This window comes from Pseudomonas sp. 8AS, assembly GCF_902506505.1.
In the GTDB taxonomy this organism is placed as follows: Bacteria; Pseudomonadota; Gammaproteobacteria; order Pseudomonadales; family Pseudomonadaceae; genus Aquipseudomonas.
The window spans coordinates 3,999,361-4,024,086 of sequence record NZ_LR733406.1; the positions used below are offsets into that span (position 1 = coordinate 3,999,361).

Below are 24,726 nucleotides of genomic sequence, written 5' to 3' on the forward strand. Positions count from 1 at the left end.
ATGCAACACCCGCTCACGCCCAGAACCAATCACGGCAGAAGCGGCCACCCCACATTGGCCGTCCGGTCTTCAGGCTGCCCCAGGCTTGCCAGTCAGCCCCTCCAGCACTTGAGCCGATTCATGCCCGGCAACGGCTCGCTGTCGCCACTGCGCAGGCGTCATGCCGGTCCAGCGCTTGAATGCCCGCCAGAAAATGCTCGGCTCGGCAAACCCCAGGCTGTGGCCGATATCGGCCAACCCCAGGTCGCCCGAGGAAACCGCCAGCAGCGCAGCATCACGACGGGCCTGATCCAGGAGCGTGGAGAAATCGAGATGGTCTTGCTGCAGGCGCCGCGCCAGGGTTTTCGGGCTGAGGCCCAGTGCCTGGGCGGCCATGGCTCGAGTCGGCGGCTGGCCGGGCAACCTTGAACGGATCCATGCGCTCAGCTCTTGAGCCAGGTCGTCGGGCTTCGACAGGGCGGCCAGGCGCGCCGACGCGTATTGACGGTGCATGTTGACCAGTGGCGCCTCGGCCTGGGCCAGGGGCGTGTCCAGCGCGGCATTGTCGATCAGGATGCCGCTGAACGCCTGGTCGAACTCGACCGGGCAGCGAAACACGCTGCGATAGTCTTCGAGTGGCCCAAGAGGCGGCTGACTGAACTGCACCTTGAGCGGCAGCAGCAGAGTGCCCGTCAGCCTGTGGCCCAGGGCGACCACCGCGGCCAGCACCGCTTCAATCTGATGCGGGCTGAACGGCAACTGCCCCTGACAGGGGTGGTAAATCAGCCAGGTGGCGTTGTTGCCTGGAATCATTTGCACGCGACCACCGTCACTGATCAGCCGCTGGTAGCGCTGCACCAGCGCTATCGACTCCCGTAGCGATGGCGCCGACTGCAGAAGATAACTCACCACGTTGAAGCTGGCGGGGCCTACCTGCGAGCCGGCCTTCAGGCCGAAACCGGGATCCCCGGTGAGTCGGGCCGCCGCCCGCCACAGGCGGGTAATGTGATCCACCGGCCAGCGCTCCTGATCAAGCTCATCGGCGCAGATCCCCGCCGCCCGCAGAAGCGCCTCCTGGGTGACCCCCAGGCGTTGCGCCGCAGCGAACACGGTGTTGACCCAGCTCATCGAAACGCCGGCCTCTAAAGTCAATGCGGCTGTCCTCCAAAGTCAATCCGTTTGGAGAATAGGCGGATAAGGTTTTCCACCACAAGACAGCCTTGCTAGGGGAGCACATCAGTGATGAGCCAAACGCTGCAGTCCGATCTGGTCGTGGTGGGGGGCGGGCTCGCCGGTATCGTCACCGCTCTGGAAGCCCTGCGCGCGGGCAAGCGCGTCACCCTGGTCGACCGTGATTCGCCGGAACGCCTGGGTGGCCTGGCGCTGTGGGCTTTTGGCGGCATGGCGCTGGTGGATACGCCACTGCAAGCGCGGATGAACATCCCGGACAGCCCGGAAATAGCGCTGCGCGACTGGCTGCGCTTTGGCGAGCTGGCGCCGGACGACGCTTATCCCCTGCAGTGGGCAAGGTACTACGTGGAGTACTCCCGCCGAGAGGTCTATGACTGGCTGAGCGCAGAAGGCGTGAAGTTTCTGCCGGCCGTGAACTGGGTCGAGCGCGGCCTGAATGGCGATGGCAACAGCCTGCCGCGCTACCACGTCATCTGGGGCACGGCGCGTGAAATGACCCGCCGCCTGATCGCGGCGCTGCAGCTCGCCGGTAGTGGTGGCCGACTGCACCTGCTGCACCGGGTCCGGGTGACCGGGCTGGACTATCAGGCCGGCAAGATATCCGGGGTTATCGGCCAGCACGAAGACGACCCCCGCGAAATCCGCCTGCAGGCTCCCGTGGTCGTGCTGGCCATGGGCGGCATCAACGGCAGCCACGCCGAGACCCGCGCCAACTGGCCCACGGACAGGCCGCTGCCACAGGCCATGCTCAACGGAGCCCATCCCTACGCCGACGGCAAGCTGCATCATCTGGTGGCCGACACCCTGGGCGGGCGGATCACCCACGCGGGGGAGATGTGGAATTACGCGGCCGGGTTCCCGCACCCGTACCCGCATTTCGCCGGCCATGGCTTGTCCGCCATCCCCTGCAAGTCGGCGCTGTGGCTGGACCACAGCGGCCGGCGCATTGGCCCGCAACCCCTGGTCACCGGCTTCGATACCCACTGGCTGTGCCAGCGCGTAGCCGAGCAAGAAAAGCCCTGGACCTGGCAACTGCTGAACTGGCGCATCGCCGCCAAGGAATTTGCCATCTCCGGCGCGGAACACAATCAGCGCATCCGCGACAAACAGCTGCCAGGCTTTCTCTGGGAAACCCTTACCGGCAACCACCGCCTGGTGCGCCAGATGCAACGCGAAAGCCGGCACTTCCTGGTCGACGACAGCCTCGCCGGGCTGGCCGCGAAGATGAACGCCCTGACCTGCTCGCTGGACATCGACCCGGCAGTACTGCAGGCCACGGCGGACGCCTTCGACGCCAACTTCCGGGGCGGCAGGCGGTTGCAAAACGACGAGCAGATCCGGCGCATCCTGCATGCCCGCCAATGGGGCCCCGACCGCCTGCGCACCTGCAAACCGGCGCCCCTGCAGATGCCGGGCGCCGGCCCGTTGATCGCCATCCAGACGCAACTGATCTCGCGCAAAAGCCTCGGCGGCCTGCGCACCGACCTGCAAAGCCGCGTCCTCGATCAAAGCGACCGTCCGCTCGAAGGCCTGTATTGCGTTGGCGAAGCCGCCGGATTCGGCGGCGGCGGCGCCAACGGCAAACGCTCGCTCGAAGGCACCTTCCTGCCAGCCTGCATTCTCACCGCGCGCGCCGCAGCACGTTCGATAAACGCTGGCTGATCTCTACCAACAATAAGGAGCCCACACATGCCCAACGGTGCCCAAGCCTTGATGAAGACGCTGGTCGATGGCGGAATCGAAGTCTGCTTCAGCAACCCCGGAACCAGCGAAATGCACTTCGTCGCCGCACTCGACAGCGAGCCGCGCATGCGCGCCGTGCTCGCCCTGTTCGAAGGGGTGGCCACCGGTGCCGCCGACGGTTATGCGCGGATGGCCGACAAACCGGCCGCCACCTTGCTGCACTTGGGCTGCGGCCTCGGCAACGGCCTGGCCAACCTGCACAATGCGCGCAAGGGCAAGGTCCCGGTGGTCAACATCGTCGGCGACCATGCCACCTACCATGTCAAATACGACGCCCAGTTGCAGTCCGATATCGAAACGGTCGCCCGCAACGTGTCGCCGAACTTCGTGCGAACCCCCGCTCGCACCGAAGACCTGTGCCGCGACGCGGCCGAGGCCATTCGTGTCGCCCGCGGCTACCCGGGGCAGGTCGCCACACTGATCCTGCCGGCCGACGTGTCGTGGGGCGAGGGCGGCGTGCCTTGCCAAGTCCCGGCCGCCGAGCAGCCGCCCGCGGCCGACGATGACAGGGTGGCCGCCCTGGCCCAGGTCATCCGCGCGGGCCGCAACGTGGCCCTGCTGCTGGGCGGCCGCGCGCTGCGCGAAGCCGACCTGCTCGCGGCCGGGCGCATTGCCGCGCATAGCGGCGTCAAACTGCTGGCCGAGGTGTTCCCGACTCGCATGGAGCGGGGCGCAGGGCTGCCCGCGGTCGAGCGCATCGCCTACATGGCCGAAATGGCCGGGGTTCAGCTGGCGCAGTTCGAGGAGCTCATCCTGGTCGATGCCAAGGCGCCCGTTTCCTTCTTCGCCTACCCGGGCAAGAAAAGCTATCTGGTGCCCGACACGTGCCGGGTACACACCCTGGCCGGCGCGGACCAGGACACCACGGCCAGCCTGGAAAAACTGGTCGCCGCCCTGGGTGCCGGGGCGACGCCGGCAGAGCTGCAGCCGGCGCAGCGCCCGGCCAGACCGCGGGGCAAGCTGACGGCGGCGAAGGTGTGCAAGGCCGTCGGTCACACCCTGCAGGAAGGCACGATTCTGATCGATGAGGCCATCACCTCGGGCCTCATGTTGAACCTGATGACCAGCGGCGCCCCCCGCCACGACCTGCTCACCCTCACCGGCGGTGCCATCGGCCAAGGCTTGCCGAACGCCATCGGCGCCGCCATCGCCTGCCCCGCACGCCCGGTTCTGGCCCTGATCGGCGACGGCACCGCGATGTATACCATCCAGTCGCTCTGGACCATGGCCCGCGAGCAGCTCAACGTCACCTCGATCATTTTCAACAATGCCTCGTATTCCGTGCTCAATGTCGAACTGGAACGGGTCGGTGCCGCGGGGGCCGGGCCCAAGGCCAGGTCGCAACTCGACTTGCGCGGCCCGGTGCTGAACTTTGCCCAGCTCGCCCAGGGCATGGGCGTGCATGGCGTTCGGGTGAGCACCGCCGAGGATCTGCTCAAGGCACTGGAGTACGCCCAGTCCCACCCCGGCCCGCACCTGATCGAAGCACTGGTCCCGGAATCGCTCAGTGGCGCCAAACGCAAGCTGTTGCCGTACTTGCTGCGCGCCCTGCCCAACCTGCCCCAGCCGGTCGCCAGTGCCCTGAAGCGCAAACTGGCACCCTGATCAGCCGACCGCGCCGTGCAGCTCGCCCAGGGGCAGCACGGTGACGCTGACGTCCGGGTCGTGGCTGCCGCCGCCGAGGATCACCCCGCGCAGCGGCGACACGTCGGCAAAGTCGCGACCCCAGCCGAGGGTGATGTGTTCCAGGGCCGGCAGCAGGTTGTTGGTCGGGTCGAAGTCCACCCAGCCCTGGCGCGGGCAGTACAGCGAGACCCAGGCATGCGAGGCGTCGGCGCCGATCAGCCGCGGCTGGCCGGGTGGCGGCTGGGTCAGCAGGTAGCCGCTGACGTAGCGCGCCGCCAGGCCACGCGAGCGCAGGCAGGCGAGCATCAGGTGGGCGAAGTCCTGGCATACGCCACGGCGCTCTTCCAGCACCTTGAGCAGCGGGGTCGCCACCTGCGTGGCGGCGGCATCGAAGGTGAACTCGGCGAAGATCTTCTGCATCAGTGCGGCCGCCGCCAGCAGCAGCGGGCGCCCCGCCACGAAGCAGTCGGCAGCGTACTCGCCGAACACCTGCTTGAGGTGCACATAGGGTGACTCGAAGCGATAGCGGGTCGCCTCCAGCAGTGCCGGGGCGAGCGGCTGGCCACTGTAGCCGAGGGCGGCGCAGGCCTGCTCCCAGGGCGGCGAGTCGGCCAGGTCGAAACGCGGCCGCGCCAACACCTCGACGCGCAGACGGGCGCAGACCTTCAGCTCGTCGTGGGGGCGCTCGAAGGCCAGGCGGGTCAGCGGATTGCCGTACACATCGAGGCCATCCTGGCGCTTGCTCGGGTGCGGGCTGACCAGCAACTGGCGCTCCGTGCAGCGCTGCCACGCGCACTCGCGCGGCCACAGATGGGCCAGTTGCTGGGCCAGGGACACCGGTGCCGAGTAGCGGTAATGGGTGTCGTGGAGAATCTGGTAGTGGGCGCTGCTCGGGCTCATGAGGACTGGGTCCGCTGGCTGGTATCCACATGCACGAAGAAGCGCAGGCCGAGTTGATCGGAAACCTGGCCGGCGCCGGCGACTACCTGCAGCAGCAGGTCGGCCAGGCCACCGAGCACCGCGCGAATGCCTGCACTGCCGAACAGCGGGTTTTCCAGGCTGGCCAGGTTGAAGGCGGCGAGCTGCTGCTCAAGCTCGCCCAGGCGACTGTCGGCACTGAAACCGAAGCTGTCCTGCAGGCGCTCCAGCGAACGCAACAGCGTGCGCAGCTGGAACAGCACGGCGTGCGGGTTCTGCTCGTCGAGCAGGAGCAGGTCGAGCACCGGGATCAGCTGCGCGCTGGCCAGGTAGCGGGTACGGTAGGTGATGCTGCTGTTGCCCAGCTCCAGCAGCCACTCCAGCGCCGACTGGTCGTGCACCGCCGGGCTGCGGAGGAACTCGGCGATGCTCTCGGCGAGGAACTGCAGGCGCTCGATGCAGCGGCCGAGCATGAGGAAACGCCAGCCGTCGTCGCGGGTCATGTCGTCGAGGGCGAAACCGGACAGCGCCGCCAGCGACATCAGCAGGCGGTTGAGAAACTCCAGCAGCTCGCCCAGATCGGCCTGCTGCGCCTCCAAGGCCTGGGCCTCGCGCTGCAACTCGATCAGCGCCTGCCAATTCTCCCGTGACAGCTTGCCGCGCACGCTGCCCGCCGCCCACTGCAGGCGCTGCAGGTTGGCGCGCAGGCTGGCAGGCCAGTCGGCACCGAGCACGGCCTGCAACAGACGCTGCTCCAGGGAACCTTCACTGGCAGCGGGCAGCAGGCCGAGGCTTTCGCCCAGGGCCAGGGCAGTCTGCAGGGCCTGCGGGTCGTCATCGTCGTCGACGTAACGGGCCAGCATGATCCGCAACAGGCGCGCGCCATCCTCGCAGCGCGAGCTGTAGCGGCCGAACCAGAACAGGTTTTCCACCACACGCGAGGGCAGGTAGGGGTCGCTGCGCACCAGGTCGGCCACGCCCAGCGGCCGTAGCCACTGCCAGGGCTCGCCACCAGCGTGGCGTTCGCCGAGCACCCAGGTGTCCTTGCTCGCCCCGCCGCGCTGCATCGACACCACTTCGGCGTCGGCCTCGGCCGCCACTCGGGTCAGGCCGCCGGGCAGTACCCGATAGCCCTCGGCGCTGGCCACGGCAAACACGCGCATGCCGATGGCGCGCGGCGCCAGCCGACCCTCCTCGGCCTGCCACACCGGCGCCTGCGACAGCTGCGCCAGGGCCTGGGCCACGTAGGCATAGGGTCGCGCCTTGAGGCGCTCGGCCAGTTGCGCACGCTGCGCCTGATCCAGATCGCGACCGAAGACTGGGGCGAAACTCTGCGAAGGAAAGCTGGGGCGCACCAGCAGCTCGTCGAGCTTTTCCAGGGCCTCGTCGAGCACCGGCGGCTCGCCGCACCACCAGCTGGCAATCGACGGCAGCAGCAGTTCTTCGCCCAGCAGCTGCTCGCTGATCGCCGGCAGAAAACCCGGCAGCCCGGGCGACTCCAGCACGCCGCTGCCGAGGGCATTGGCCACCAGCACATTGCCCTGGCGCACCGCCTCGAGCAGGCCGGGCACGCCGAGGGCCGAGTCGGTGCGCAGCTCCAGCGGGTCGCAGAAATCGTCGTCCAGCCGGCGCAGCAGCGCATGCACGCGGCGCAGGCCGGCCAGGGTCTTGAGGTAGACGCAGGCGTCGCGCACGGTCAGGTCGCTGCCTTCGACCAGCGGGTAGCCGAGCTGGCGGGCCAGATAGAGGTGCTCGAAATAGCTTTCGTTGAAGCGCCCCGGGGTCAGCAGCACCACCAGCGGCGTTTCGCCACCGTCCACCGGCGCCTGGCGCGCCAGGGTGTCCTGCAGGGTGCGGAAGAAGCCGGCCAGGTACTGCACGCGCAGGTCGCGGTACAGCTCGGGAAAGGCGCGCGAGACGATCTGCCGGTTCTCCAGGGCATAGCCGGCACCGGAAGGTGCCTGGGTACGGTCCGCAGTAACCCACCAGCGCCCGTCCGGCGCCCGCGCCAGGTCCACCGCGTACAGGTGCAGGAAGGTGCCGCCAGGCGGCTGGATGCCCTGGCAGGGCCAGAGGAAGTTGTCGTGGCCGAACACCAGCTCGGCCGGCAGCAGGCCGTCGCTGAGCAGTTGCTGGGGGCCATACAGGTCGGCCAGCACAGCATTCAGCAGGGTCGCGCGCTGGGCCACGCCGGCGGCAATGGTCTGCCATTCCTCGGCGGGAATGACATTGGGCAGCAGGTCCAGCTCCCAGGGGCGGTCGGCGCCGTCCGGGTCGGCGTAGACGTTGTAGGTCACGCCGTTTTCCTGGATCTGCCGGCTCAGCAGGGCCTGGCGCTGCTGCAGTTGCGCCGGGCTGCTGCGCTGCAACTGCTCGAACAGTCGACGCCAGTGCGGGCGCACCTGGCCCGCCGCGTCGAGCAGTTCGTGGTAGGCGCCGTCGGGCGACGGGTAATCGGCAAGCAGATCAGGCATGGTTGGCTCAATCAGTGACGCAGGAGCCGCACGCGGGCTCCTGCAGCCGCTCCGGACGGGATCAGCTGCGGCGCAAGTCCAGGGTCATTGGCAGTTCATTATTGTTGACCGGCAGCCGCGGCGACAGCGGGCCCGGCGTATGACCGTGGCGGAAGAAGCGCGCCAGGCGCCGGCTTTCGGCCTCGTAGGCATTCACCGACAAGGTTGCATAGTTGCGCCCGCCCGGATGGGCGACATGGTACTGGCAACCGCCCAGCGAGCGCTGCATCCAGGTATCGACCAGGTCGAACACCAGCGGCGCATGCACGCCAATGGTCGGCTGCAGGCAGTTCGGCGGCTGCCAGGCACGGTAGCGCACGCCGCCGACGAACTCGCCGACCTTGCCGGTGGCACGCAGCGGCACCGGCACACCGTTGCAGGTCAGCACGTAGCGATCTGGCGCCAGGCCGTCGAGGCGCACCTGCAGGCGCTCCAGCGAGGAATCCACGTAACGCACGGTGCCGCCCGGCGCGCCCTCCTCGCCCAGCACATGCCAGGGCTCCAGGGCCTGGCGCAGCTCCAGGTCGATGCCCTTGACCTGATAGTCGCCGACCTTGGGAAAGCGGAACTCGAAGTGCGGGGCGAACCACTCGGCGCGCAGCGGATAGCCGAAGGCATTCAGCTCGTGCAGCACATCGTGGAAGTCCTGCTCGACGAAGTGCGGCAACAGGAAGCGGTCGTGCAGTTCGGTACCCCAGCGCGCCAGCTTGGCCGGCCGGTAGGGCTCGTCCCAGAAACGCGCGACCAGGCCGCGCAGCAGCACCTGCTGGGCCAGGCTCATGCGCGCATGGGGCGGCATCTCGAAGGCGCGCAGTTCGAGCAGGCCGAGGCGCCCGGAACTGGAGTCCGGGGAGTACAGCTTGTCGATGCAGAACTCGGCGCGGTGGGTGTTGCCGCTGACATCCACCAGCAGGTTGCGCAGCAGGCGGTCGACCAGCCAGGGCGGGCAGTCGCGACCCGGTTCGGGCATCTGCGCGAAGGCGATCTCCAGCTCGTAGAGGGCATCGTTGCGCGCCTCGTCGACCCGCGGCGCCTGTGAGGTCGGGCCGATAAACAGGCCGCTGAACAGGTAGGACAGCGACGGGTGGTTGTGCCAGTAGCTGATCAGGCTGCGCAGCAGGTCCGGGCGGCGCAGGAACGGCGAGTCCGCCGGGGTGGCGCCACCGAGGACGAAGTGGTTGCCGCCGCCGGTGCCGGTGTGGCGGCCGTCGAGCATAAACTTCTCGCTACTCAGACGACTGAGGCGCGCCGCCTCGTAGAGAAATTCGGTGCGTTCGACCAGCTCATCCCAGCTGGCTGCCGGGTGGATATTCACCTCGATCACACCGGGGTCCGGGGTGATGCGGAAATAGCTCAGGCGCGGATCGCTGGGCGGCTCGTAGCCCTCCAGCAGCACCGGGCAGCGCAGCTCGGCGGCGGTGGACTCAATAGCGGCGACCAGCTCCAGGTAATGCTCCAGCTCGGCCAGCGGCGGCATAAACAGGTACAGCCGACCATCGCGCGGTTCGGCACACAGGGCGGTACGCACCACTTCACGCGCCGACTCGAAAGGCTCGGGCGCACGCTGCGCCTGGATCTTCTGCCGGCTGTTGGGGAACAACGGCTGATGCAGCGCCTGCTGGATCTGCTGACGGCGCGGCAGCGGGGCGAACTCCTGATTGGGATCCTGCGGCTGCACATAGGGGTAGTCGAACTCGCTGACCCAGGGCTGCGAGTCCAGCGGCAGTCGGTAACCCAGCGGCGAGTCGCCGGGAATCAGCCGGCAGTGCTCGTCGCGCAGGAACCAGGGGCCGCTGTGCCAGTGCGTGCCGTCCTCGCTGCGCGCCAGCGGCAGGATATGCCCGACCACCTCGCCAACGCCGCGGCTGAACACCTTGCGCAGGCGCTCGCGCTCCAGCGGGTCGGCCAAGCGCGGGTCGTCGGGGCTGACGTTGGCCGGCAGGCGGCGTTCGCGCCACAGGTAGTAGAGCCAGTCTTCATAGGCCGGGAAGGCATGCTCGGCGCAAACGCCCAGATGTCCGGCCAGCGTGGCCAGGAAGCGCCCGGCTAGGCGCGCATCGGCGCCGTAGTAGCGGCTCTCGTCGGCGTACAGCGCCGAATCCTGCCAGATCGGCTCGCCGTCCTTGCGCCAGTAGCAGTTGAGCGACCAGCGCGGCAGCTGCTCGCCCGGGTACCACTTGCCCTGACCGAAGTGCACCAGCGCCGTGGGCGCGTAATGCTGGCGCAGGCGGTGGAACAGTTCGCCGGCCAGGCGCCGCTTGTTCGGCCCCTGGGCGGCGGTGTTCCACTCCTCGTCGTCGGGGAAGTCGAGGGCAACGAAAGTCGGCTCGCCGCCCATGGTCAGGCGCACGTCATGTCGCTCAAGGTCGGCATCGATCTGCTGGCCGAGGTCGACGATCGCCTGCCACTGTTCCTCGCTGTACGGCTTGGTCACCCGTGGCGCTTCCCAGATGCGCTCGACGCGCATCTGGTGCTCGAACTCGCACTCGCACTCGTCCACCGCCCCGCTGATCGGCGCTGCCGAGGAGGGCTCCGGGCTGCAGGCCAGGGGGATATGGCCTTCGCCGGCGAACAATCCACTGGTCGGGTCGAGGCCGATCCAGCCGGCGCCGGGCAGGTACACCTCGCACCAGGCGTGCAGGTCGGTGAAGTCCACTTCGGTGCCACTGGGGCCATCGAGGGCCTTCACGTCGGCGGTCAGCTGGATCAGGTAGCCGGAAACGAAACGCGCGGCCAGGCCCAGATGACGGAACAGCTGGACCAGCAGCCAGGCCGAATCGCGGCAGGAGCCGGAGGCCTTCTCCAGGGTCTGCTCGGGGGTCTGCACGCCCGGCTCCAGGCGGATCAGGTAGCCGATATCGGCGGACAGCTTCTGGTTCAGCGCCACCAGGAAATCCACGCTGGCCTTGGGCTTGCGCTCGATCCCGGCCAGGTAGTCGGCGAACAGCGCGCCGGCCGGCAGCTTGACCAGATAGGGCGCCAGCTCGCGCTGCTCGCCGGCCGTATAGGCGAACGGAATCTGCTCGGCATAGGGTTCGAGGAAAAAATCGAAGGGGTTGAACACCGCCATCTCGGCGACCAGGTCGACGGCGATCTTCAGTTCGGCGGTCTTTTCCGGGAACACCAGGCGCGCCAGGTAGTTGCCCTGGGGATCCTGCTGCCAGTTGATGAAGTGCTCGCCCGGCTCGACGCTCAGCGCGTAGGACAGGATGCGCGTGCGGCTGTGCGGCGCCGGGCGCAGGCGGACGATCTGCGGGCCGAGGTTGACCGGCCGATCGTAGCGGTAGTGGGTGACGTGGTGCAGTGCGACATGGATCGACACGGCGGGCCTCCTGCAAGCCAGGGCGATGCCTGGAAGGGGCAAGAGTTGTGCCACCCGTCCGATTGACCCGGATCAACGAGCGCCGGCGCAGAGCCTGCAATATGCGCCACTACAACAAGAGACCGGGGGTAGCAGATGACTTTCATGCCATGGACCGAAGAGCTGCAGGTGGGGATCGGCGAGATCGACGAGCAGCACCGCTGGCTGGTGGACCAGACCAATGCCCTGCACGACGCCCTGCAGGGCTCGGCGCGGGCGGAACACGTCGGCGAGCTGCTGGAAGGGCTGATGGACTACGTGATGAACCACTTCATCGTCGAGGAAAACCTGTTCATCCGCCTCAAGTATCCGCAGACCGACGCGCACCAGGCCCAGCACAACCTGTTCAGCGGCCAGGTGATGTCCCTGCTGGGCCGCCACGATGCCGGCGAGGAAGTGGGGATCGAGGCGCTGGAGCTGCTCAAGGACTGGCTGATCCACCATATCCTCAAGGTCGACAAGGCCTATGTGGAGTACTTCCTGGCCCACGGCCTGGCCTGAGAACCGTCCTCGCGGGAGCGCAGGCCGCGGCTGAACGCCCGGCGCCACGCACCATAAGGGCGCAGCGCCGGGCGCGGCGACGCCTCAGCGCGGTGCGACGGGGCGCTTGAGCGGCTTCTTCTTGCCCTTCTTCTCGTCGGCACGCTCCTTGGCCGCAGCCTTGTTGCGCGCCAGCGCGGCGGCCTTGGCCTCTTCGCGCTTATCCCACGGCTTGCCGCCATCGCTGGCGCGCGGCGGCAGGCCGGTGTGCTGGGTGAGCAGGGCCTTGCCGACCTTCTTGCTGCCGGCCGGGGTGGAGTTCTTGCGGCGCGCACTCTGGTAGCTGTCAGTGGCCGGCTGGTAGGCCGGGATCAGGTGCTGCTTGCCGTTGCCGATCAGGTCGCTGCGGCCCATGCGTTCCAGCGCCTCGCGCAGCATCGGCCAGCCCTTGGGATCGTGGTAGCGCAGGAAGGCCTTGTGCAGGCGACGCTGGGCATCGCTCTTGACGATGGTGACGCCGTCGCTCTTGTAGGTGACCTTGCGCAGCGGGTTCTTGCCCGAGTGGTACATGGCGGTGGCGGTGGCCATCGGCGACGGGTAGAAGGCCTGCACCTGGTCGGCGCGGAAGTCGTTGCGCTTGAGCCACAGGGCGAGGTTCATCATGTCCTCGTCCGTCGTACCAGGATGGGCGGCGATGAAGTACGGGATCAGGTACTGCTCCTTGCCCGCCTCCTTCGAGTACTTCTCGAACATGCGCTTGAACTTGTCGTAGCTGCCGATGCCCGGCTTCATCATCTTGGTCAGCGGGCCTTCCTCGGTGTGTTCCGGGGCAATCTTCAGGTAACCACCGACGTGGTGGGTGACCAGCTCCTTGACGTACTCCGGCGACTCGACGGCGAGGTCATAGCGCAGGCCGGAGGCGATCAGGATCTTCTTCACCCCGGGCAGGGCGCGGGCCTTGCGGTACAGCTCGATCAGGGAGCTGTGGTCGGTATTGAGGTTCTCGCAGATGCCGGGGAACACGCAGGACGGCTTGCGGCAGTGACGCTCGATCTCCGGGTCCTTGCAGGCCAAGCGGTACATGTTGGCGGTCGGCCCGCCGAGGTCGGAAACCACGCCGGTGAAGCCCGGCACCTTCTTCATCTCCTCGATCTCGGACAGGATCGACTCGTGGGAGCGGCTCTGGATGATCCGCCCCTCGTGCTCGGTGATCGAGCAGAAGGTGCAGCCGCCGAAGCAGCCACGCATGATGTTGACCGAGAAGCGGATCATCTCGTAGGCCGGGATCTTCGCCTTGCCGTAGGCCGGGTGCGGCACCCGCGCGTAGGGCATGCCGAACACGTAGTCCATCTCTTCGGTGGTCATCGGGATGGGTGGCGGGTTGAACCACACGTCCACCTCGCCGTGGCGCTGCACCAGGGCGCGGGCATTGCCCGGGTTGGTTTCCAGGTGCAGCACGCGGTTGGCATGGGCATACAGCACCGCATCGCCACGCACCTTCTCGAAGGACGGCAGGCGGATCACCGTCTTGTCACGCTCCAGGCGCGGGTGCGGCAGCAGCTGCACCACCTTGGCCTCGTTGGGATCTTCAACGGCGCCCTTTTCCTGCTCGATGGCGCAGGCGGCGGTGTCCTGGGTGTTGACGTAGGGGTTGATGATCTTGTCGATCTTGCCCGGCCGGTCGATCCGGGTGGAGTCGACCTCCAGCCAGCCCTCGGGAGTGTCGCGGCGGATAAAGGCGGTGCCGCGGATATCGTTGATCGTCTCGATCTTCTCGCCGGCGGCGATGCGCTGGGCTACTTCGACTATGGCCCGCTCGGCGTTGCCGTACAGCAGGATGTCGGCGCAGGCGTCGATCAGGATCGAATGGCGGACCTTGTCCTGCCAGTAGTCGTAGTGGGCGATGCGGCGCAGCGAGGCCTCGATGCCGCCGAGCACGATCGGCACGTGCTTGTAGGCTTCCTTGCAGCGCTGGCTGTAGACCAGGCTGGCACGGTCCGGGCGGGCGCCGGCCAGGCCGCCGGGGGTGTAGGCGTCGTCCGAGCGGATCTTCTTGTCCGCCGTGTAGCGGTTGATCATCGAGTCCATGTTGCCGGCGGCGACGCCGAAGAACAGGTTGGGCTCGCCGAGCTTCATGAAGTCGTCTTTCGACTGCCAGTTCGGCTGGGCGATGATGCCGACGCGAAAGCCCTGGGCCTCCAGCAGGCGACCGATGATGGCCATGCCGAAGGACGGATGGTCCACATAGGCGTCGCCGGTGACGATGATGATGTCGCAACTGTCCCAGCCCAGCTGATCCATCTCTTCCCGGCTCATCGGCAGGAAAGGTGCAGGACCGAAACATTCGGCCCAGTACTTCGGATAGTCGAACAACGGCTTGGCGACGTGCATCGGGATGACCAGCAGGGAATTTCAGGGGCGCGGAATATAGCACAAAAAATGTACAGAGTCCGACCCCCGCACTCAGTCAAACCCTGCACGCGCCGGCCCGCGGGCGCCGCGCGGTTTTGTGATCACGAACGCCTTGTGCCTATACTCCGGAAAAAGACTTTCACTGCCTGCCCCAGGGCCGGCTCAAGGAGCGGAAACAGTGCGACGCACCGTCTTGCAAGTCCTGCTGTGGACGTGCGTAGCCAGCCTTTGCGGCAAGCTGATGGCCGCTCCGATCGTGCTGCAAAGCGGCAGCAGCGGGCAGATGCTGAACCCGCACATCGAACTGCTGGAAGATGTCGGCGGCCGGCTGAGCATCGACGACCTGGCCACCCCTGCCGTGCAGCAGCGCTTCGTGCCCGCCGCCGGACGCGCCAGCGTCGGCCAGAGCAGCAGCCCCTGGTGGATCAAGGTCAGCCTGCAGCGCGCCAGCAGCGCCCCGGCCCAGTGGTGGCTGGAAGTCGGCGCGGTTACCCAGCTGGACACCCAGCTCTACCTGCCCGCCGGCGAACTGGGCTGGAGCCGGCGCCAGGCCGGCGAACGGGTCAGTTTCGCCGCGGGGCGCGACCACCCTTACCGACGCACGCTGTTCAAGCTGCCGGAACTGGGCGAGGCGCCGCTGACCTTCTACCTGCGCAGCTACGACCCGGCCGGCAACTCCTTCCCGCTGCGGGTCTGGCAGCTCGACGACCTGAGCAGCCTGGCCATCGAGGAGAACCTCGCCCTGGGCCTGGTCTACGGCATCATCCTGGCCCTGCTGCTGTACAACCTGTTCATCTTCTTCAGCCTGCGCGACGCCGCCTACTTCTGGTATGTGCTGACCACCGCCGGCGCCCTGCTGATGATCCTCAGCATGAGCGGCCACGGCTTCCAGTACCTGTGGCCGGAGCATCCCGTGCCCTTCTGGCTGGACCGCGTCACCCTGCCCTCGCTCTGGGGCTTCTGCGCCTGCCGCTTCACCCAGACCCTGCTGCAGACCCGCAGCCATGTGCGCTGGGCCCACCACCTGCTGAGCTTCGCCTGCGCCTGCTACGTGATCGCCGTCGGTCTTGAAGCCCTCGGCCAGCGCAATCTGGCCGCCTGGATCATCGCCCTGCTGTCGCTGACCAGCATCCCGGCGGCCCTTGGCGCGGCCCTGCTGCGCTGGCGCCAGGGCTATTACCCGGCCCTGCTCTACCTGCTCGGTTACGGCCTGATCCTCGGCAGCATCAGCCTGGCCCTGATGCGCGCCACCGGCCTGGTGCAGCCGGCCACCTGGAACGCCTATGTGTTCCCGCTCTCGGTGGCGGCCGAGTCGATCCTGTTCTCCTTCGCCCTGGCCTACCGCATCCAGATGCTCAAGCAGGAAAAGGCCCAGGCTCTGGTGCAGGCCGACCGCGAGAAGACCGCGCGCCTGGCGCAGATGCAGGCCAGCGCCGACGAGCTGCAGGCCGCAGTCGACCTGCGCACCGCCGAACTGGCCGAAGCCAACCAACGCCTCTGTCAGCGCGAACAGGAGCTGCAGCACGCGGCCTTCCATGACCCGCTGACCGAGCTGCCGAACCGCCGCTACCTGATCGAACGGGTCGAGACCGCCCTGGCCGACGCCCAGCGCCGCCAGGAGACGGTGGCCCTGATGCTGGTCGACCTGGACCACTTCAAGCCGATCAACGACAGCTACGGCCACGATGCCGGCGACCTGATGCTGCGCAGCATCGGCCATCGCCTGCGCGAGCATGTGCGCACCAACGACATGGTCGCGCGCCTGGGTGGCGACGAGTTCGCCGTGCTGATCTGCGGGCCGCAGGCGCAGGCCCAGGCCGAGGAAATCGCCGCCCGCCTGCTCGAGGAACTGGCCAAGCCGGTGCTCTACGGCGCCAGCCGGCTGGCGGTGACCATCAGCATCGGCGCAGCCCTCTACCCGCAGCACGCCGTGCAGTTCGCCGGGCTCTACAAGTCCGCCGACGAGGCCCTGTACCGCGCCAAGCAGCAGGGCCGCTCGGGCTTCGTCATGCAGGGCGACAGCCTGAGCCCCCAGGCCTGCCTGCAGCTGGACGTGCTCAAGGTCGCCAGCGGCCTCGGCGAAGCGCCGCAGAGCAAGGGCTGATCAGCCGCGGTAGCGCCGCGGCACGCGCGCGGTGACCTTGGTCAGCAGCTCGTAGCCGATGGTGCCGGCGGCCTGGGCCACCTCGTCGACCGGCAGCTGCGCGCCCCACAACTGCACCGCATCGCCGACCCGTGTATTCGGCAGATCTGTCAGATCCACCGCCAACATATCCATCGACACCCGCCCGACCAGCGCCGCGCGTCGGCCCTCGACCAGCAGCGGGGTGCCGCTGGGCGCGTGGCGCGGATAACCGTCGGCATAGCCGCAGCTGACCGTGCCGATGCGCGACGGCCGGGTGGCAACCCAGCTGGCGCCGTAGCCGACGCTCTCACCCGGCGCCACCTCGCGCACGGCGATCAGCTCGGCATCCAGGCTCATCACCGGCTTGAGGCCCAGCTCGGCGGCGCTCAGCTCGGCAAACGGCGAGGAACCGTAGAGCATGATGCCGGGGCGCAGCCAGTCCATGTGCGCCGCAGGAATGGTCAGCAGGGCCGCCGAGTTGGCCAGGCTGCGCTGGTCGAAGTCCAGGTCGAGCAGGCCGAGGAAGGCCTCCACCTGCTGCTCGATCAGCGGATGGCCGCGCTCGTCGGCACAGGCGAAGTGGCTGATCAGGTTCAGCTCGGCCACCTGCGCCGCGCCGCGCAGGCAGCCGTGCACTTCGCGCAGCCGCGCCGGCGTCATGCCCAGGCGGTGCATGCCGCTATCGAGCTTGAGCCAGACGTTCAGCGGGCGCGGCAGCTGGGCGGCAAGCAGCGCGGCGAGCTGCTCCTCGCCCTGCACCACCAGGTCCAGGCGCAGCTGCGCGGCCATCGGCAGCTCCTCGGCGCTGAAGCAGCCCTCCAGCAGCAGGATGCGCGCCTCGCCCTGCATGGCCCGCACCTCGGCGGCCTCCTCCAGGCTGGCCACGGCAAAACCGTCGGCCTCGCCATGCAGGGCGATGACCACCTCGCGCACGCCGTGCCCGTAGGCATTGGCCTTGACCACCGCGAATGCCTGGCGCCCCGGCGCGCAGCGCTTGGCCAGGGCATAGTTGTGACGGATGGCGGCCAGATCGATGGTGGCGACGAGGGGGCGCATGGCGCAGGCTCCAGACAAACGAAACGGGCACCCATCTTAACCGCTGGGTGCCCGTTTTCATTGATCTGAACCGTATCATCGCGCCTCGGAAACCCTAGCGCAGCGGGTTGGCTCGGTGACGCTTTATTCGTCGTCGAACTGATAGCTGCCCGGCGCCAGGTTCTCGAAGCGCGAGTACTTGCCGAGGAAGGCCAGGCGCGCGGTACCCAGCGGGCCGTTACGCTGCTTGCCGATGATGACTTCGGCGACGCCCTTGTACTCGGTCTCCGGGTGGTAAACCTCGTCTCGGTAGACGAACAGGATGATGTCGGCGTCCTGCTCGATCGCCCCGGATTCGCGCAGGTCGGAGTTGATCGGGCGCTTGTTCGGGCGCTGTTCCAGGCCGCGGTTGAGCTGCGACAGGGCGATCACCGGGCAGTTGAATTCCTTGGCCAGGCCCTTGAGCGAGCGGGAGATCTCGGAAATCTCGTTGACCCGGTTGTCGCCGCTGGAGCCGGGGATCTGCATCAGCTGCAGGTAGTCGACCATGATCAGGCCGATCTCACCGTGCTCGCGGGCCAGGCGCCGGGTACGCGCACGCATTTCCGAGGGGCTGATGCCGGCCGTGTCGTCGATGAACAGCTTGCGGTCGTTGAGCAGGTTGACCGCACTGGTCAGGCGCGGCCAGTCGTCGTCGTCCAGGCGACCGGAACGCACCTTGGTCTGATCGATGCGCCCCAGGGACGCGAGCATACGAATGACGATGGATTCCGAGGGCATTTCCAGCGAGTAGACCAGGATCGCCTTGTCGCTGCGCATCAGGGCGTTCTCCACCAGGTTCATGGCGAAGGTGGTCTTACCCATGGACGGACGGCCGGCGACGATGATCATGTCGGCCGGTTGCAGGCCGCTGGTCAGGTTGTCCAGGTCGGTGAAACCGGTGGACAGGCCGGTAATCGCATCGCCGGCATTGAACAGGCTGTCGATACGGTCGATGGCCTTGACCAGAATGTCGTTGATGCCCACCGGGCCGCCGGTCTTCGGCCGCGCCTCGGCGATCTGGAAGATCAGCCGTTCGGCCTCGTCGAGGATTTCCTCGCCGGTACGGCCTTGCGGGGCATAGGCGCTGTCGGCGATCTCCGAGCTGATGCCGATCAGCTGGCGCAGGGTGGCGCGCTCGCGGATGATCTGCGCATAGGCCTTGATGTTGGCCACCGACGGCGTGTTCTTGGCCAGCTCGCCGAGGTAAGCCAGGCCGCCAACCTGCGACAGCTGGCCTTCCTTGTCCAGCTGCTCGGACAGGGTCACCACGTCGAACGGCGAGTTGCGCTCGGCCAGCTTGTAGATGGCGCGGAAGATCAGGCGATGGTCATGCCGGTAGAAGTCGCCATCGGAAACCTGGTCGAGCACCCGTTCCCAGGCATTGTTGTCCAGCATCAGGCCGCCCAGCACGGCCTGTTCGGCCTCGATGGAATGCGGCGGCACCTTGAGTGCGGCGGTTTCCAGGTCGTACTGCTGGGGGACGCTGATGTCGTTCATGGCACCTGAGATTCCAAAGCGCGGAGGCTTTTACAAACGCATGTTTTGCAAAAGGCTCTATCTGAAAAAACAACGGGCACGACACCGCTAATGCAATGTCGCGCCCGATTGTCAGCAGGCCGGCGCCTGAGCGCAAGCCCGCAAGTCGGCTGACTTAGGCAGCTACGACCACAACCTTGACGGTTGCTTCAACGTCGGTGTGCAGGTGCACAGCTACGTCGAACTCGCCGATGTGGCGAATGGTGCCGTTCGGCAGACGCACTTCAGACTTGGCCACTTCCACGCCGGAGGCGGTCAGGGCGTCAGCGATGTCGTGGGTACCGATCGAGCCGAACAGCTTGCCTTCGTCGCCAGCGCTGGCAGTGATGGTCACTTCCAGTTCGGCCAGTTGGGCAGCGCGAGCTTCGGCAGAAGCTTTCTTGTCAGCAGCCGCTTTTTCCAGCTCGGCGCGACGCGCTTCGAACGCAGCAACGTTCTCAGCGGTAGCAGCGGTGGCTTTGCCTTGCGGCAGCAGGTAGTTGCGGCCGTAACCGGCTTTAACGTTGACCTTGTCGCCCAGGTTGCCCAGGTTGGCGATTTTTTCCAGCAGGATAACTTCCATTTGGGTCTTACCTCTTAACTTTTAACCTTCACCGTTCGCGGGGCCGGCGCCATTGTTGCGCGCTTGGCGACCACGAAAATCGATCAGACTGTCGACGATGGCCATGGCCACCAGCAACGGATAAACCAGCTGCATGAACAGCAGCAGCGTGACGTACAGGCCCACCAGCCAGAACCGGGAAAGTCCCAGTCCGTGCAGCAGCGCCAAGCCGGCAAACGCCAGCGGGACGCTGCACAACGGCGTCAGCATGGCCAGCTCCACGCCGAGATTCGGACCGAGGAGCATGGCCGCGAGCAAGCCGAAGGCCAGCACCGGCGGCAGTCGCAGGACGCGAAACTCGCGCCCGAAACCACCGGGGTTGTACAACGCTGCCTGCCAGTAACGCCCAAGCATCAGGCACAGCAGACTGACGATCTGCAGCAATGCGGCCATCAGACCGGTGAGTACCGGGGCAATCAGCGACTCCAGGCGCGCTCGCTCGTCTACCGGCAACTGCTGGTAGACCCCATCGAGCATCTGCGGCATCAGCTTATTCAGCTCCGCCGCCAAACCTGCGATGGGTTCGCGGAACACCGCCCCCAGAACCACACTGAACACCAGACCCAGCGCCAGGCTGCCAAGCAGCACGCGAACCCAGGACTGACCGGCGCGCAACATCAACGCCAGCCCCAGCGAGCCGAGCAGCACCAGCAGGGTGCGCGGCTCACCGAAATACCACCAGACCAATGCCGGCAGCATCGCCCAGGCCAGGATGCCGATGGCATCCCCCAGACCCCGCCGCAGCAGCACCAGGCAGCTGGCGGCGGCACTCAACCAGAACAACAGCGGCAACGCCGCGGAACCGACCACCACCAGGGTGGCCTGCATGCGGCCGCGCATGATGAACTCAGCCAAGGCGCGCATGCGGTTTATCCCTTACTACTTAGTCGACGATCCGTTATCAACGGCCGTGGCTGTCGGTGTAGGGCAGCAGGGCCAGGAAGCGGGCGCGCTTGATAGCGGTAGCCAGCTGACGCTGATAACGAGCCTTGGTACCGGTGATACGGCTAGGAACGATTTTGCCGGTTTCCGAGATGTAGGCTTTCAGGGTGTTGAGATCTTTGAAATCGATCTCTTTCACGTCTTCAGCGGTGAAACGGCAGAATTTACGACGACGGAAGAAACGTGCCATGGGATTGGCTCCTCAATAGATCCGTGGATTACTCGTCAGCGTTGTCGCTGTCGCTGCTATCGCTGTCATCGCCTTCGGCGGAGTCAGCGTTCTCAGGACGGTCACGACGCTCACGGCGCTCGCTGCGGTTTTCTTCGGCCTTGAGCATCTCGGACTGGCCGGTAACGGCTTCGTCGCGACGGATGACCAGGTTACGGATCACGGCATCGTTGTAACGGAAGTTGTCTTCCAGCTCGGCCAGGGCCTTGCCGCTGCACTCTACGTTCAGCATGACGTAGTGGGCCTTGTGGACGTTGTTGATGGCGTAAGCCAGCTGACGACGACCCCAGTCTTCCAGACGATGCACTTTGCCGCCGTCTTCTTCGATCAGCTTGGTGTAACGCTCAACCATGCCGCCGACTTGCTCGCTCTGGTCCGGGTGAACCAGAAAGATGATTTCGTAATGACGCATAAATGCTCCTTACGGGTTGTAGCCTGCCACTGGATGCGGTCAGGCAAGGAGTGAATATCACTTGTTGGTCTTGCCGGGCGGAGGGCGCGCAAACGCCTGCCGTCACGGCAAGGGGCGACATTCTAGAGAAGCCCCCTGCCAGACGCAAGGCAGACTGGCGATTATTTGTACAGCCAGACCCGAAGCGAAAGAACTCCGCCCAACGAAAACCGGCGCCTCACGGCGCCGGCTTTCCGAGCACGGAGCACACCCGGCTAGCGCTTGGCCTGGCGCTGACGCACCGCCTCGAACAGGCAGACGCCGGTGGCGACCGACACGTTGAGACTGCTGACGCTGCCGGACATCGGCAGTTTGACCAGGTAATCGCAGTGATCGCGGGTCAGGCGGCGCATGCCCTTGCCTTCCGCGCCCATGATCAGCACGGTTGGCCCGGTCAGATCCTGCTGGTACAGCTCCTGCTCGGCCTCGCCAGCCGTGCCGACCAGCCACAGGCCGCGCTGCTGGAGTTTCTCCAGGGTACGCGCCAGGTTGGTCACGGCGACCAGCGGAATCACTTCGGCCGCCCCGCAGGCGACCTTGCGCACGGTGGCGTTGAGGGTCGCAGACTTGTCCTTGGGCACTATCACCGCCAGCGCACCGGCGGCATCGGCGGTACGCAGGCAGGCACCGAGGTTGTGCGGATCGGTCACGCCATCCAGCACCAGCAACAGCGGCGGCCCTTCGCGACGGTCGAGCAGCTCTTCGAGCATGGCCTCGCCCCACACCTGACTGGGGCTGACTTCCGCCACCACGCCCTGGTGCACGCCCTCGGCCCACTCGTCGAGCTCGCGACGATCCCTGTGCCCGACCGGCACACGATTCTGCCCGGCCAGCTCGACCAGGGCCTGCACCCGCGGATCATGCCGGCTTTCCGCCAGCCACAGCTGCTTGACCCGCCTCGGATGGTGACGCAGCAGCGCCTCTACGGCATGCACGCCGTAGACCTTCTCCAGCTGACTCATGACTTGGCCTTGCGCTTGCGCGGCTTGCCGGCCGTGCTCGGCGCATCGGCTTTCGGCGCACCCTTGCGATGACTGGAAGCCGGCTTCTTCGCCGCCCCGTCGCCACCGCGGCCGGCCGCCGGCTTGCTGCCGGCCTTGGCACCGGAGAGCAGGGCCTTCTTCAGGTCGCGACTCTTCTGCACGTCGGTATTGCCGAAAACGGCCGACTCGCTCTTGCCACGCCGGGAGCCGCGCTCGGCAGGCGCCTTGTCGGCCCCCTCGCCGCGCACACCGCCGCGCTTGCGCCCGACCGGCGCATTGACCGCCGCCTCGGACAGTTCGAAGTCGATCTTGCGCTCGTCGAGATCGACGCGCATGACCTTGACCTGCACGCTATCGCCGAGGCGGAAGCTGCGCCCGCTGCGCTCGCCGGCCAGGCGGTGATGCACGGGATCGAAGTGGTAGTAGTCGCCCGGCAGCGCAGTGACATGCACCAGGCCCTCGACATAGATGTCCTTGAGCTCGACGAACAGGCCGAAGCCGGTCACCGCCGTGATCACACCCTCGAAGATCTCGCCGACGCGATCCTTCATGAACTCGCACTTGAGCCAGTTGACCACATCGCGGGTGGCCTCGTCGGCGCGCCGCTCGGTCATCGAGCACTGCTCGCCGAGCTGCTCCAGGGCCGGCTCGTCGTACGGGTAGATGCGTGCACGCGGCATGCTGGTGGCGCCGGCGCGGCGCACATGCGGGGTGTCCAGCTTGGAACGCACCACGCTGCGAATGGCGCGATGCACCAGCAGGTCCGGATAGCGCCGGATCGGCGAGGTGAAGTGGGTGTAGGCCTCGTAGTTCAGGCCGAAGTGGCCGTTATTGTCGGCGCTGTACACCGCCTGGCTCAGCGAACGCAGCATCACGGTCTGGATCAGGTGGAAGTCCGGACGCCCCTGGATGCTGGCCAGCAGCTTCTGGTAATCCTTCGGCGACGGCCCTTCCTTGCCCTTGTGCAGGGCCAGGCCCAGCTCGGTGAGGAAAGCCTTGAGCTTCTCCAGGCGCTCCGGCGGCGGACCGTCATGCACGCGGTACAGCGAGGGAATCTCATGCTTCTGCATGAACTGCGCGGTGGCGACGTTGGCCGCCAGCATGCACTCCTCGATCAGCTTGTGCGCGTCGTTGCGCTGGGTTGGGCGGATCTCCGCGATCTTGCGCCCGGCACCGAAGATAATGCGGGTTTCCTGGGTCTCGAAATCGATGGCACCGCGCTCGTGGCGGGCGGCCAGCAGCACCTGATACAGGGAATACAGCTGCTTGAGGTGCGGCAGGACGTCCTTGTACTCCGTGCGCAGAGCCTTGCCCTCGCTGCTTTTCGGCTGTTCCAGCATGGCACTGACCTTGTTGTAGGTCAGGCGCGCATGGGAGTGGATCACCGCCTCATAGAACTGGTAATCGACCAGCTTGCCGGCCTTGGACATGGTCATTTCGCAGACCATGGCCAGACGATCGACATGCGGATTCAGCGAGCACAGGCCGTTGGACAGCTCCTCCGGCAGCATCGGCACGACCCGCTCGGGGAAGTACACCGAGTTGCCGCGCTTGGTCGCCTCATCATCCAGCGCCGAGCCGACCTTGACGTAATGCGACACGTCGGCGATGGCGACATAGAGTTTCCAGCCACCGGAAAACAGCTTCCAGCGACTGCTGTTCTTCTCGCAGTACACGGCATCGTCGAAGTCGCGGGCATCTTCGCCATCGATGGTGACGAACGGCAGGTGGCGCAGGTCGATGCGCTTCTCCTTGTCCGCCTCTTCCACCTCGGGCTTGAGCTTATGCGCTTCCTTGATCACCGCCTGCGGCCAGACATGCGGGATGTCGTAGCTGCGCAGCGCCACATCGATTTCCATGCCGGGCGCCATGTAGTCGCCAACCACTTCGACGATATCGCCCTGCGGCTGGAAGCGCGCAGTCGGCCAGTGGGTGATCTTGATCGCAACGAACTGGCCGACCCGGGCATTGCCATGGCGACCCGGGGTGACCAGCACTTCCTGCTGGATCTTCGGGTTGTCGGATTCGACATAGCCGATACCGGCCTCTTCGAAGTAGCGACCGACGATGGTCTCGTGGGCACGCTCGATCACCTCGACGATCGCGCCTTCGCGACGACCGCGGCGATCCAGCCCGGAAACCCGCGCCAAGGCACGATCACCATCGAACACCAGGCGCATCTGCGAAGGACTGAGGAACAGGTCGTCGCTACCGTCGTCCGGCACCAGGAAGCCGAAGCCGTCGCGGTGACCGCTGACGCGCCCGCGGATCAGGTCGAGCTTGTCCACCGGCGCATAGGTGCCGCGACGGGTATAGATAAGCTGGCCATCTCGCTCCATGGCGCGCAAACGGCGGCGCAGGGCTTCCAGCTGCTCATCGGTGGTCAGCCCGAACTCTTCCACCAGCTCCTCGCGGGCAGCGGGCGAACCGCGCTCGGACAGGTGCTGCAGGATCAGTTCACGACTGGGGATGGGGTTTTCGTATTTTTCCGCCTCGCGAGCGGCCTCGGGATCGAGAGTTTGCCAATCGGCCATTAAATGAAATTACCTTTACGCATAT

At 66.7% G+C, this 24,726-nt stretch carries 17 protein-coding genes; 4 read left to right on the plus strand and 13 right to left on the minus strand.

What is annotated here, in order from left to right; all coding sequences use genetic code 11:
• Positions 1 to 69: 69 nt before the first annotated feature.
• Positions 70 to 1,107 carry an AraC family transcriptional regulator gene (locus GV001_RS18760; RefSeq protein WP_256664958.1) on the minus strand — a complete coding sequence of 346 codons (1,038 nt, stop codon included), beginning with the start codon at positions 1,105 to 1,107 and terminating at the stop codon, positions 70 to 72.
• 114 nt (positions 1,108 to 1,221) lie between these two features.
• Here GV001_RS18760 and GV001_RS18765 point away from each other — a divergent pair, with 114 nt between their 5' ends.
• Together GV001_RS18765 and GV001_RS18770 are read left to right on the plus strand one after the other, a co-directional pair.
• Positions 1,222 to 2,832, plus strand: coding sequence for an FAD-dependent oxidoreductase (locus GV001_RS18765; RefSeq protein WP_160082647.1), 1,611 nt, complete (start codon positions 1,222 to 1,224; stop codon positions 2,830 to 2,832).
• 27 nt (positions 2,833 to 2,859) lie between these two features.
• Complete coding sequence (locus GV001_RS18770) at positions 2,860 to 4,518, plus strand: acetolactate synthase large subunit (RefSeq protein ID WP_160082649.1); 1,659 nt, start codon at positions 2,860 to 2,862, stop codon at positions 4,516 to 4,518.
• Here GV001_RS18770 and GV001_RS18775 read toward each other — a convergent pair whose 3' ends face one another.
• The 3 genes from GV001_RS18775 to GV001_RS18785 all read right to left on the minus strand — a co-directional run bounded on the left by GV001_RS18775 (position 4,519) and on the right by GV001_RS18785 (position 11,292).
• On the minus strand, positions 4,519 to 5,439 hold the full coding sequence (locus GV001_RS18775; protein WP_160082651.1) for a transglutaminase family protein: 921 nt from the start codon (positions 5,437 to 5,439) through the stop codon (positions 4,519 to 4,521).
• Positions 5,436 to 7,931: a circularly permuted type 2 ATP-grasp protein gene (locus GV001_RS18780; protein WP_160082653.1), complete on the minus strand. Its 2,496-nt coding sequence runs from the start codon at positions 7,929 to 7,931 to the stop codon at positions 5,436 to 5,438. The genes GV001_RS18775 and GV001_RS18780 overlap by 4 nt, the downstream gene beginning before the upstream one ends.
• Before the next feature lie 61 nt (positions 7,932 to 7,992).
• Positions 7,993 to 11,292 (minus strand): DUF2126 domain-containing protein, encoded by a 3,300-nt coding sequence (locus tag GV001_RS18785; RefSeq protein ID WP_160082655.1) that lies wholly within the window; start codon positions 11,290 to 11,292, stop codon positions 7,993 to 7,995.
• 144 nt (positions 11,293 to 11,436) lie between these two features.
• On the opposite strand from GV001_RS18785, the gene GV001_RS18790 reads away from it, so the two are divergent.
• Positions 11,437 to 11,832 (plus strand): bacteriohemerythrin, encoded by a 396-nt coding sequence (locus tag GV001_RS18790; protein WP_256664959.1) that lies wholly within the window; start codon positions 11,437 to 11,439, stop codon positions 11,830 to 11,832.
• Positions 11,833 to 11,916: 84 nt separating this feature from the next.
• On the opposite strand, the gene GV001_RS18795 is transcribed toward GV001_RS18790, so the two are convergent.
• Complete coding sequence (locus GV001_RS18795; protein ID WP_160082659.1) at positions 11,917 to 14,202, minus strand: YgiQ family radical SAM protein; 2,286 nt, start codon at positions 14,200 to 14,202, stop codon at positions 11,917 to 11,919.
• 262 nt (positions 14,203 to 14,464) lie between these two features.
• Here GV001_RS18795 and GV001_RS18800 point away from each other — a divergent pair, with 262 nt between their 5' ends.
• Positions 14,465 to 16,327: a diguanylate cyclase gene (locus GV001_RS18800; RefSeq protein ID WP_160082669.1), complete on the plus strand. Its 1,863-nt coding sequence runs from the start codon at positions 14,465 to 14,467 to the stop codon at positions 16,325 to 16,327.
• Here GV001_RS18800 and alr read toward each other — a convergent pair whose 3' ends face one another.
• The 8 genes from alr to rnr all read right to left on the minus strand — a co-directional run bounded on the left by alr (position 16,328) and on the right by rnr (position 24,701).
• Positions 16,328 to 17,404 (minus strand): alanine racemase, encoded by a 1,077-nt coding sequence (alr, locus tag GV001_RS18805; protein WP_160082671.1) that lies wholly within the window; start codon positions 17,402 to 17,404, stop codon positions 16,328 to 16,330.
• 123 nt (positions 17,405 to 17,527) lie between these two features.
• Positions 17,528 to 18,922 carry a replicative DNA helicase gene (gene dnaB, locus GV001_RS18810; RefSeq protein ID WP_160082673.1) on the minus strand — a complete coding sequence of 465 codons (1,395 nt, stop codon included), beginning with the start codon at positions 18,920 to 18,922 and terminating at the stop codon, positions 17,528 to 17,530.
• A gap of 154 nt (positions 18,923 to 19,076) precedes the next feature.
• Positions 19,077 to 19,523 carry a 50S ribosomal protein L9 gene (rplI, locus tag GV001_RS18815; RefSeq protein ID WP_160082675.1) on the minus strand — a complete coding sequence of 149 codons (447 nt, stop codon included), beginning with the start codon at positions 19,521 to 19,523 and terminating at the stop codon, positions 19,077 to 19,079.
• A 21-nt stretch (positions 19,524 to 19,544) separates the two neighbouring features.
• Positions 19,545 to 20,426: a hypothetical protein gene (locus tag GV001_RS18820; RefSeq protein WP_160082677.1), complete on the minus strand. Its 882-nt coding sequence runs from the start codon at positions 20,424 to 20,426 to the stop codon at positions 19,545 to 19,547.
• A 37-nt stretch (positions 20,427 to 20,463) separates the two neighbouring features.
• On the minus strand, positions 20,464 to 20,694 hold the full coding sequence (gene rpsR / locus GV001_RS18825) for a 30S ribosomal protein S18 (RefSeq protein WP_003246847.1): 231 nt from the start codon (positions 20,692 to 20,694) through the stop codon (positions 20,464 to 20,466).
• Positions 20,695 to 20,722: 28 nt separating this feature from the next.
• The gene (gene rpsF / locus GV001_RS18830) at positions 20,723 to 21,145 is read right to left on the minus strand and encodes a 30S ribosomal protein S6 (protein ID WP_160082679.1); all 423 of its coding nucleotides are present in this window, start codon (positions 21,143 to 21,145) and stop codon (positions 20,723 to 20,725) included.
• 254 nt (positions 21,146 to 21,399) lie between these two features.
• Positions 21,400 to 22,146 (minus strand): 23S rRNA (guanosine(2251)-2'-O)-methyltransferase RlmB, encoded by a 747-nt coding sequence (rlmB, locus tag GV001_RS18835; protein WP_160082681.1) that lies wholly within the window; start codon positions 22,144 to 22,146, stop codon positions 21,400 to 21,402.
• Positions 22,143 to 24,701, minus strand: coding sequence for a ribonuclease R (gene rnr / locus GV001_RS18840; protein ID WP_160082683.1), 2,559 nt, complete (start codon positions 24,699 to 24,701; stop codon positions 22,143 to 22,145). The genes rlmB and rnr overlap by 4 nt, the downstream gene beginning before the upstream one ends.
• Positions 24,702 to 24,726: the final 25 nt, after the last annotated feature.

Coding starts and splice junctions, on each gene's coding strand:
- GV001_RS18795 (WP_160082659.1), bottom strand. CDS start 14,202: ATGCACGTCGCCAAGCCGTTGTTCGACTATCCGAAGTACTGGGCCGAA.
- rpsR (WP_003246847.1), bottom strand. CDS start 20,694: ATGGCACGTTTCTTCCGTCGTCGTAAATTCTGCCGTTTCACCGCTGAA.
- GV001_RS18820 (WP_160082677.1), bottom strand. CDS start 20,426: ATGCGCGCCTTGGCTGAGTTCATCATGCGCGGCCGCATGCAGGCCACC.
- alr (WP_160082671.1), bottom strand. CDS start 17,404: ATGCGCCCCCTCGTCGCCACCATCGATCTGGCCGCCATCCGTCACAAC.
- rlmB (WP_160082681.1), bottom strand. CDS start 22,146: ATGAGTCAGCTGGAGAAGGTCTACGGCGTGCATGCCGTAGAGGCGCTG.
- GV001_RS18790 (WP_256664959.1), top strand. CDS start 11,437: ATGCCATGGACCGAAGAGCTGCAGGTGGGGATCGGCGAGATCGACGAG.
- GV001_RS18765 (WP_160082647.1), top strand. CDS start 1,222: ATGAGCCAAACGCTGCAGTCCGATCTGGTCGTGGTGGGGGGCGGGCTC.
- GV001_RS18775 (WP_160082651.1), bottom strand. CDS start 5,439: ATGAGCCCGAGCAGCGCCCACTACCAGATTCTCCACGACACCCATTAC.
- GV001_RS18770 (WP_160082649.1), top strand. CDS start 2,860: ATGCCCAACGGTGCCCAAGCCTTGATGAAGACGCTGGTCGATGGCGGA.
- GV001_RS18800 (WP_160082669.1), top strand. CDS start 14,465: ATGGCCGCTCCGATCGTGCTGCAAAGCGGCAGCAGCGGGCAGATGCTG.
- GV001_RS18760 (WP_256664958.1), bottom strand. CDS start 1,107: ATGAGCTGGGTCAACACCGTGTTCGCTGCGGCGCAACGCCTGGGGGTC.
- rplI (WP_160082675.1), bottom strand. CDS start 19,523: ATGGAAGTTATCCTGCTGGAAAAAATCGCCAACCTGGGCAACCTGGGC.
- GV001_RS18780 (WP_160082653.1), bottom strand. CDS start 7,931: ATGCCTGATCTGCTTGCCGATTACCCGTCGCCCGACGGCGCCTACCAC.
- rnr (WP_160082683.1), bottom strand. CDS start 24,701: ATGGCCGATTGGCAAACTCTCGATCCCGAGGCCGCTCGCGAGGCGGAA.
- rpsF (WP_160082679.1), bottom strand. CDS start 21,145: ATGCGTCATTACGAAATCATCTTTCTGGTTCACCCGGACCAGAGCGAG.
- dnaB (WP_160082673.1), bottom strand. CDS start 18,922: ATGAACGACATCAGCGTCCCCCAGCAGTACGACCTGGAAACCGCCGCA.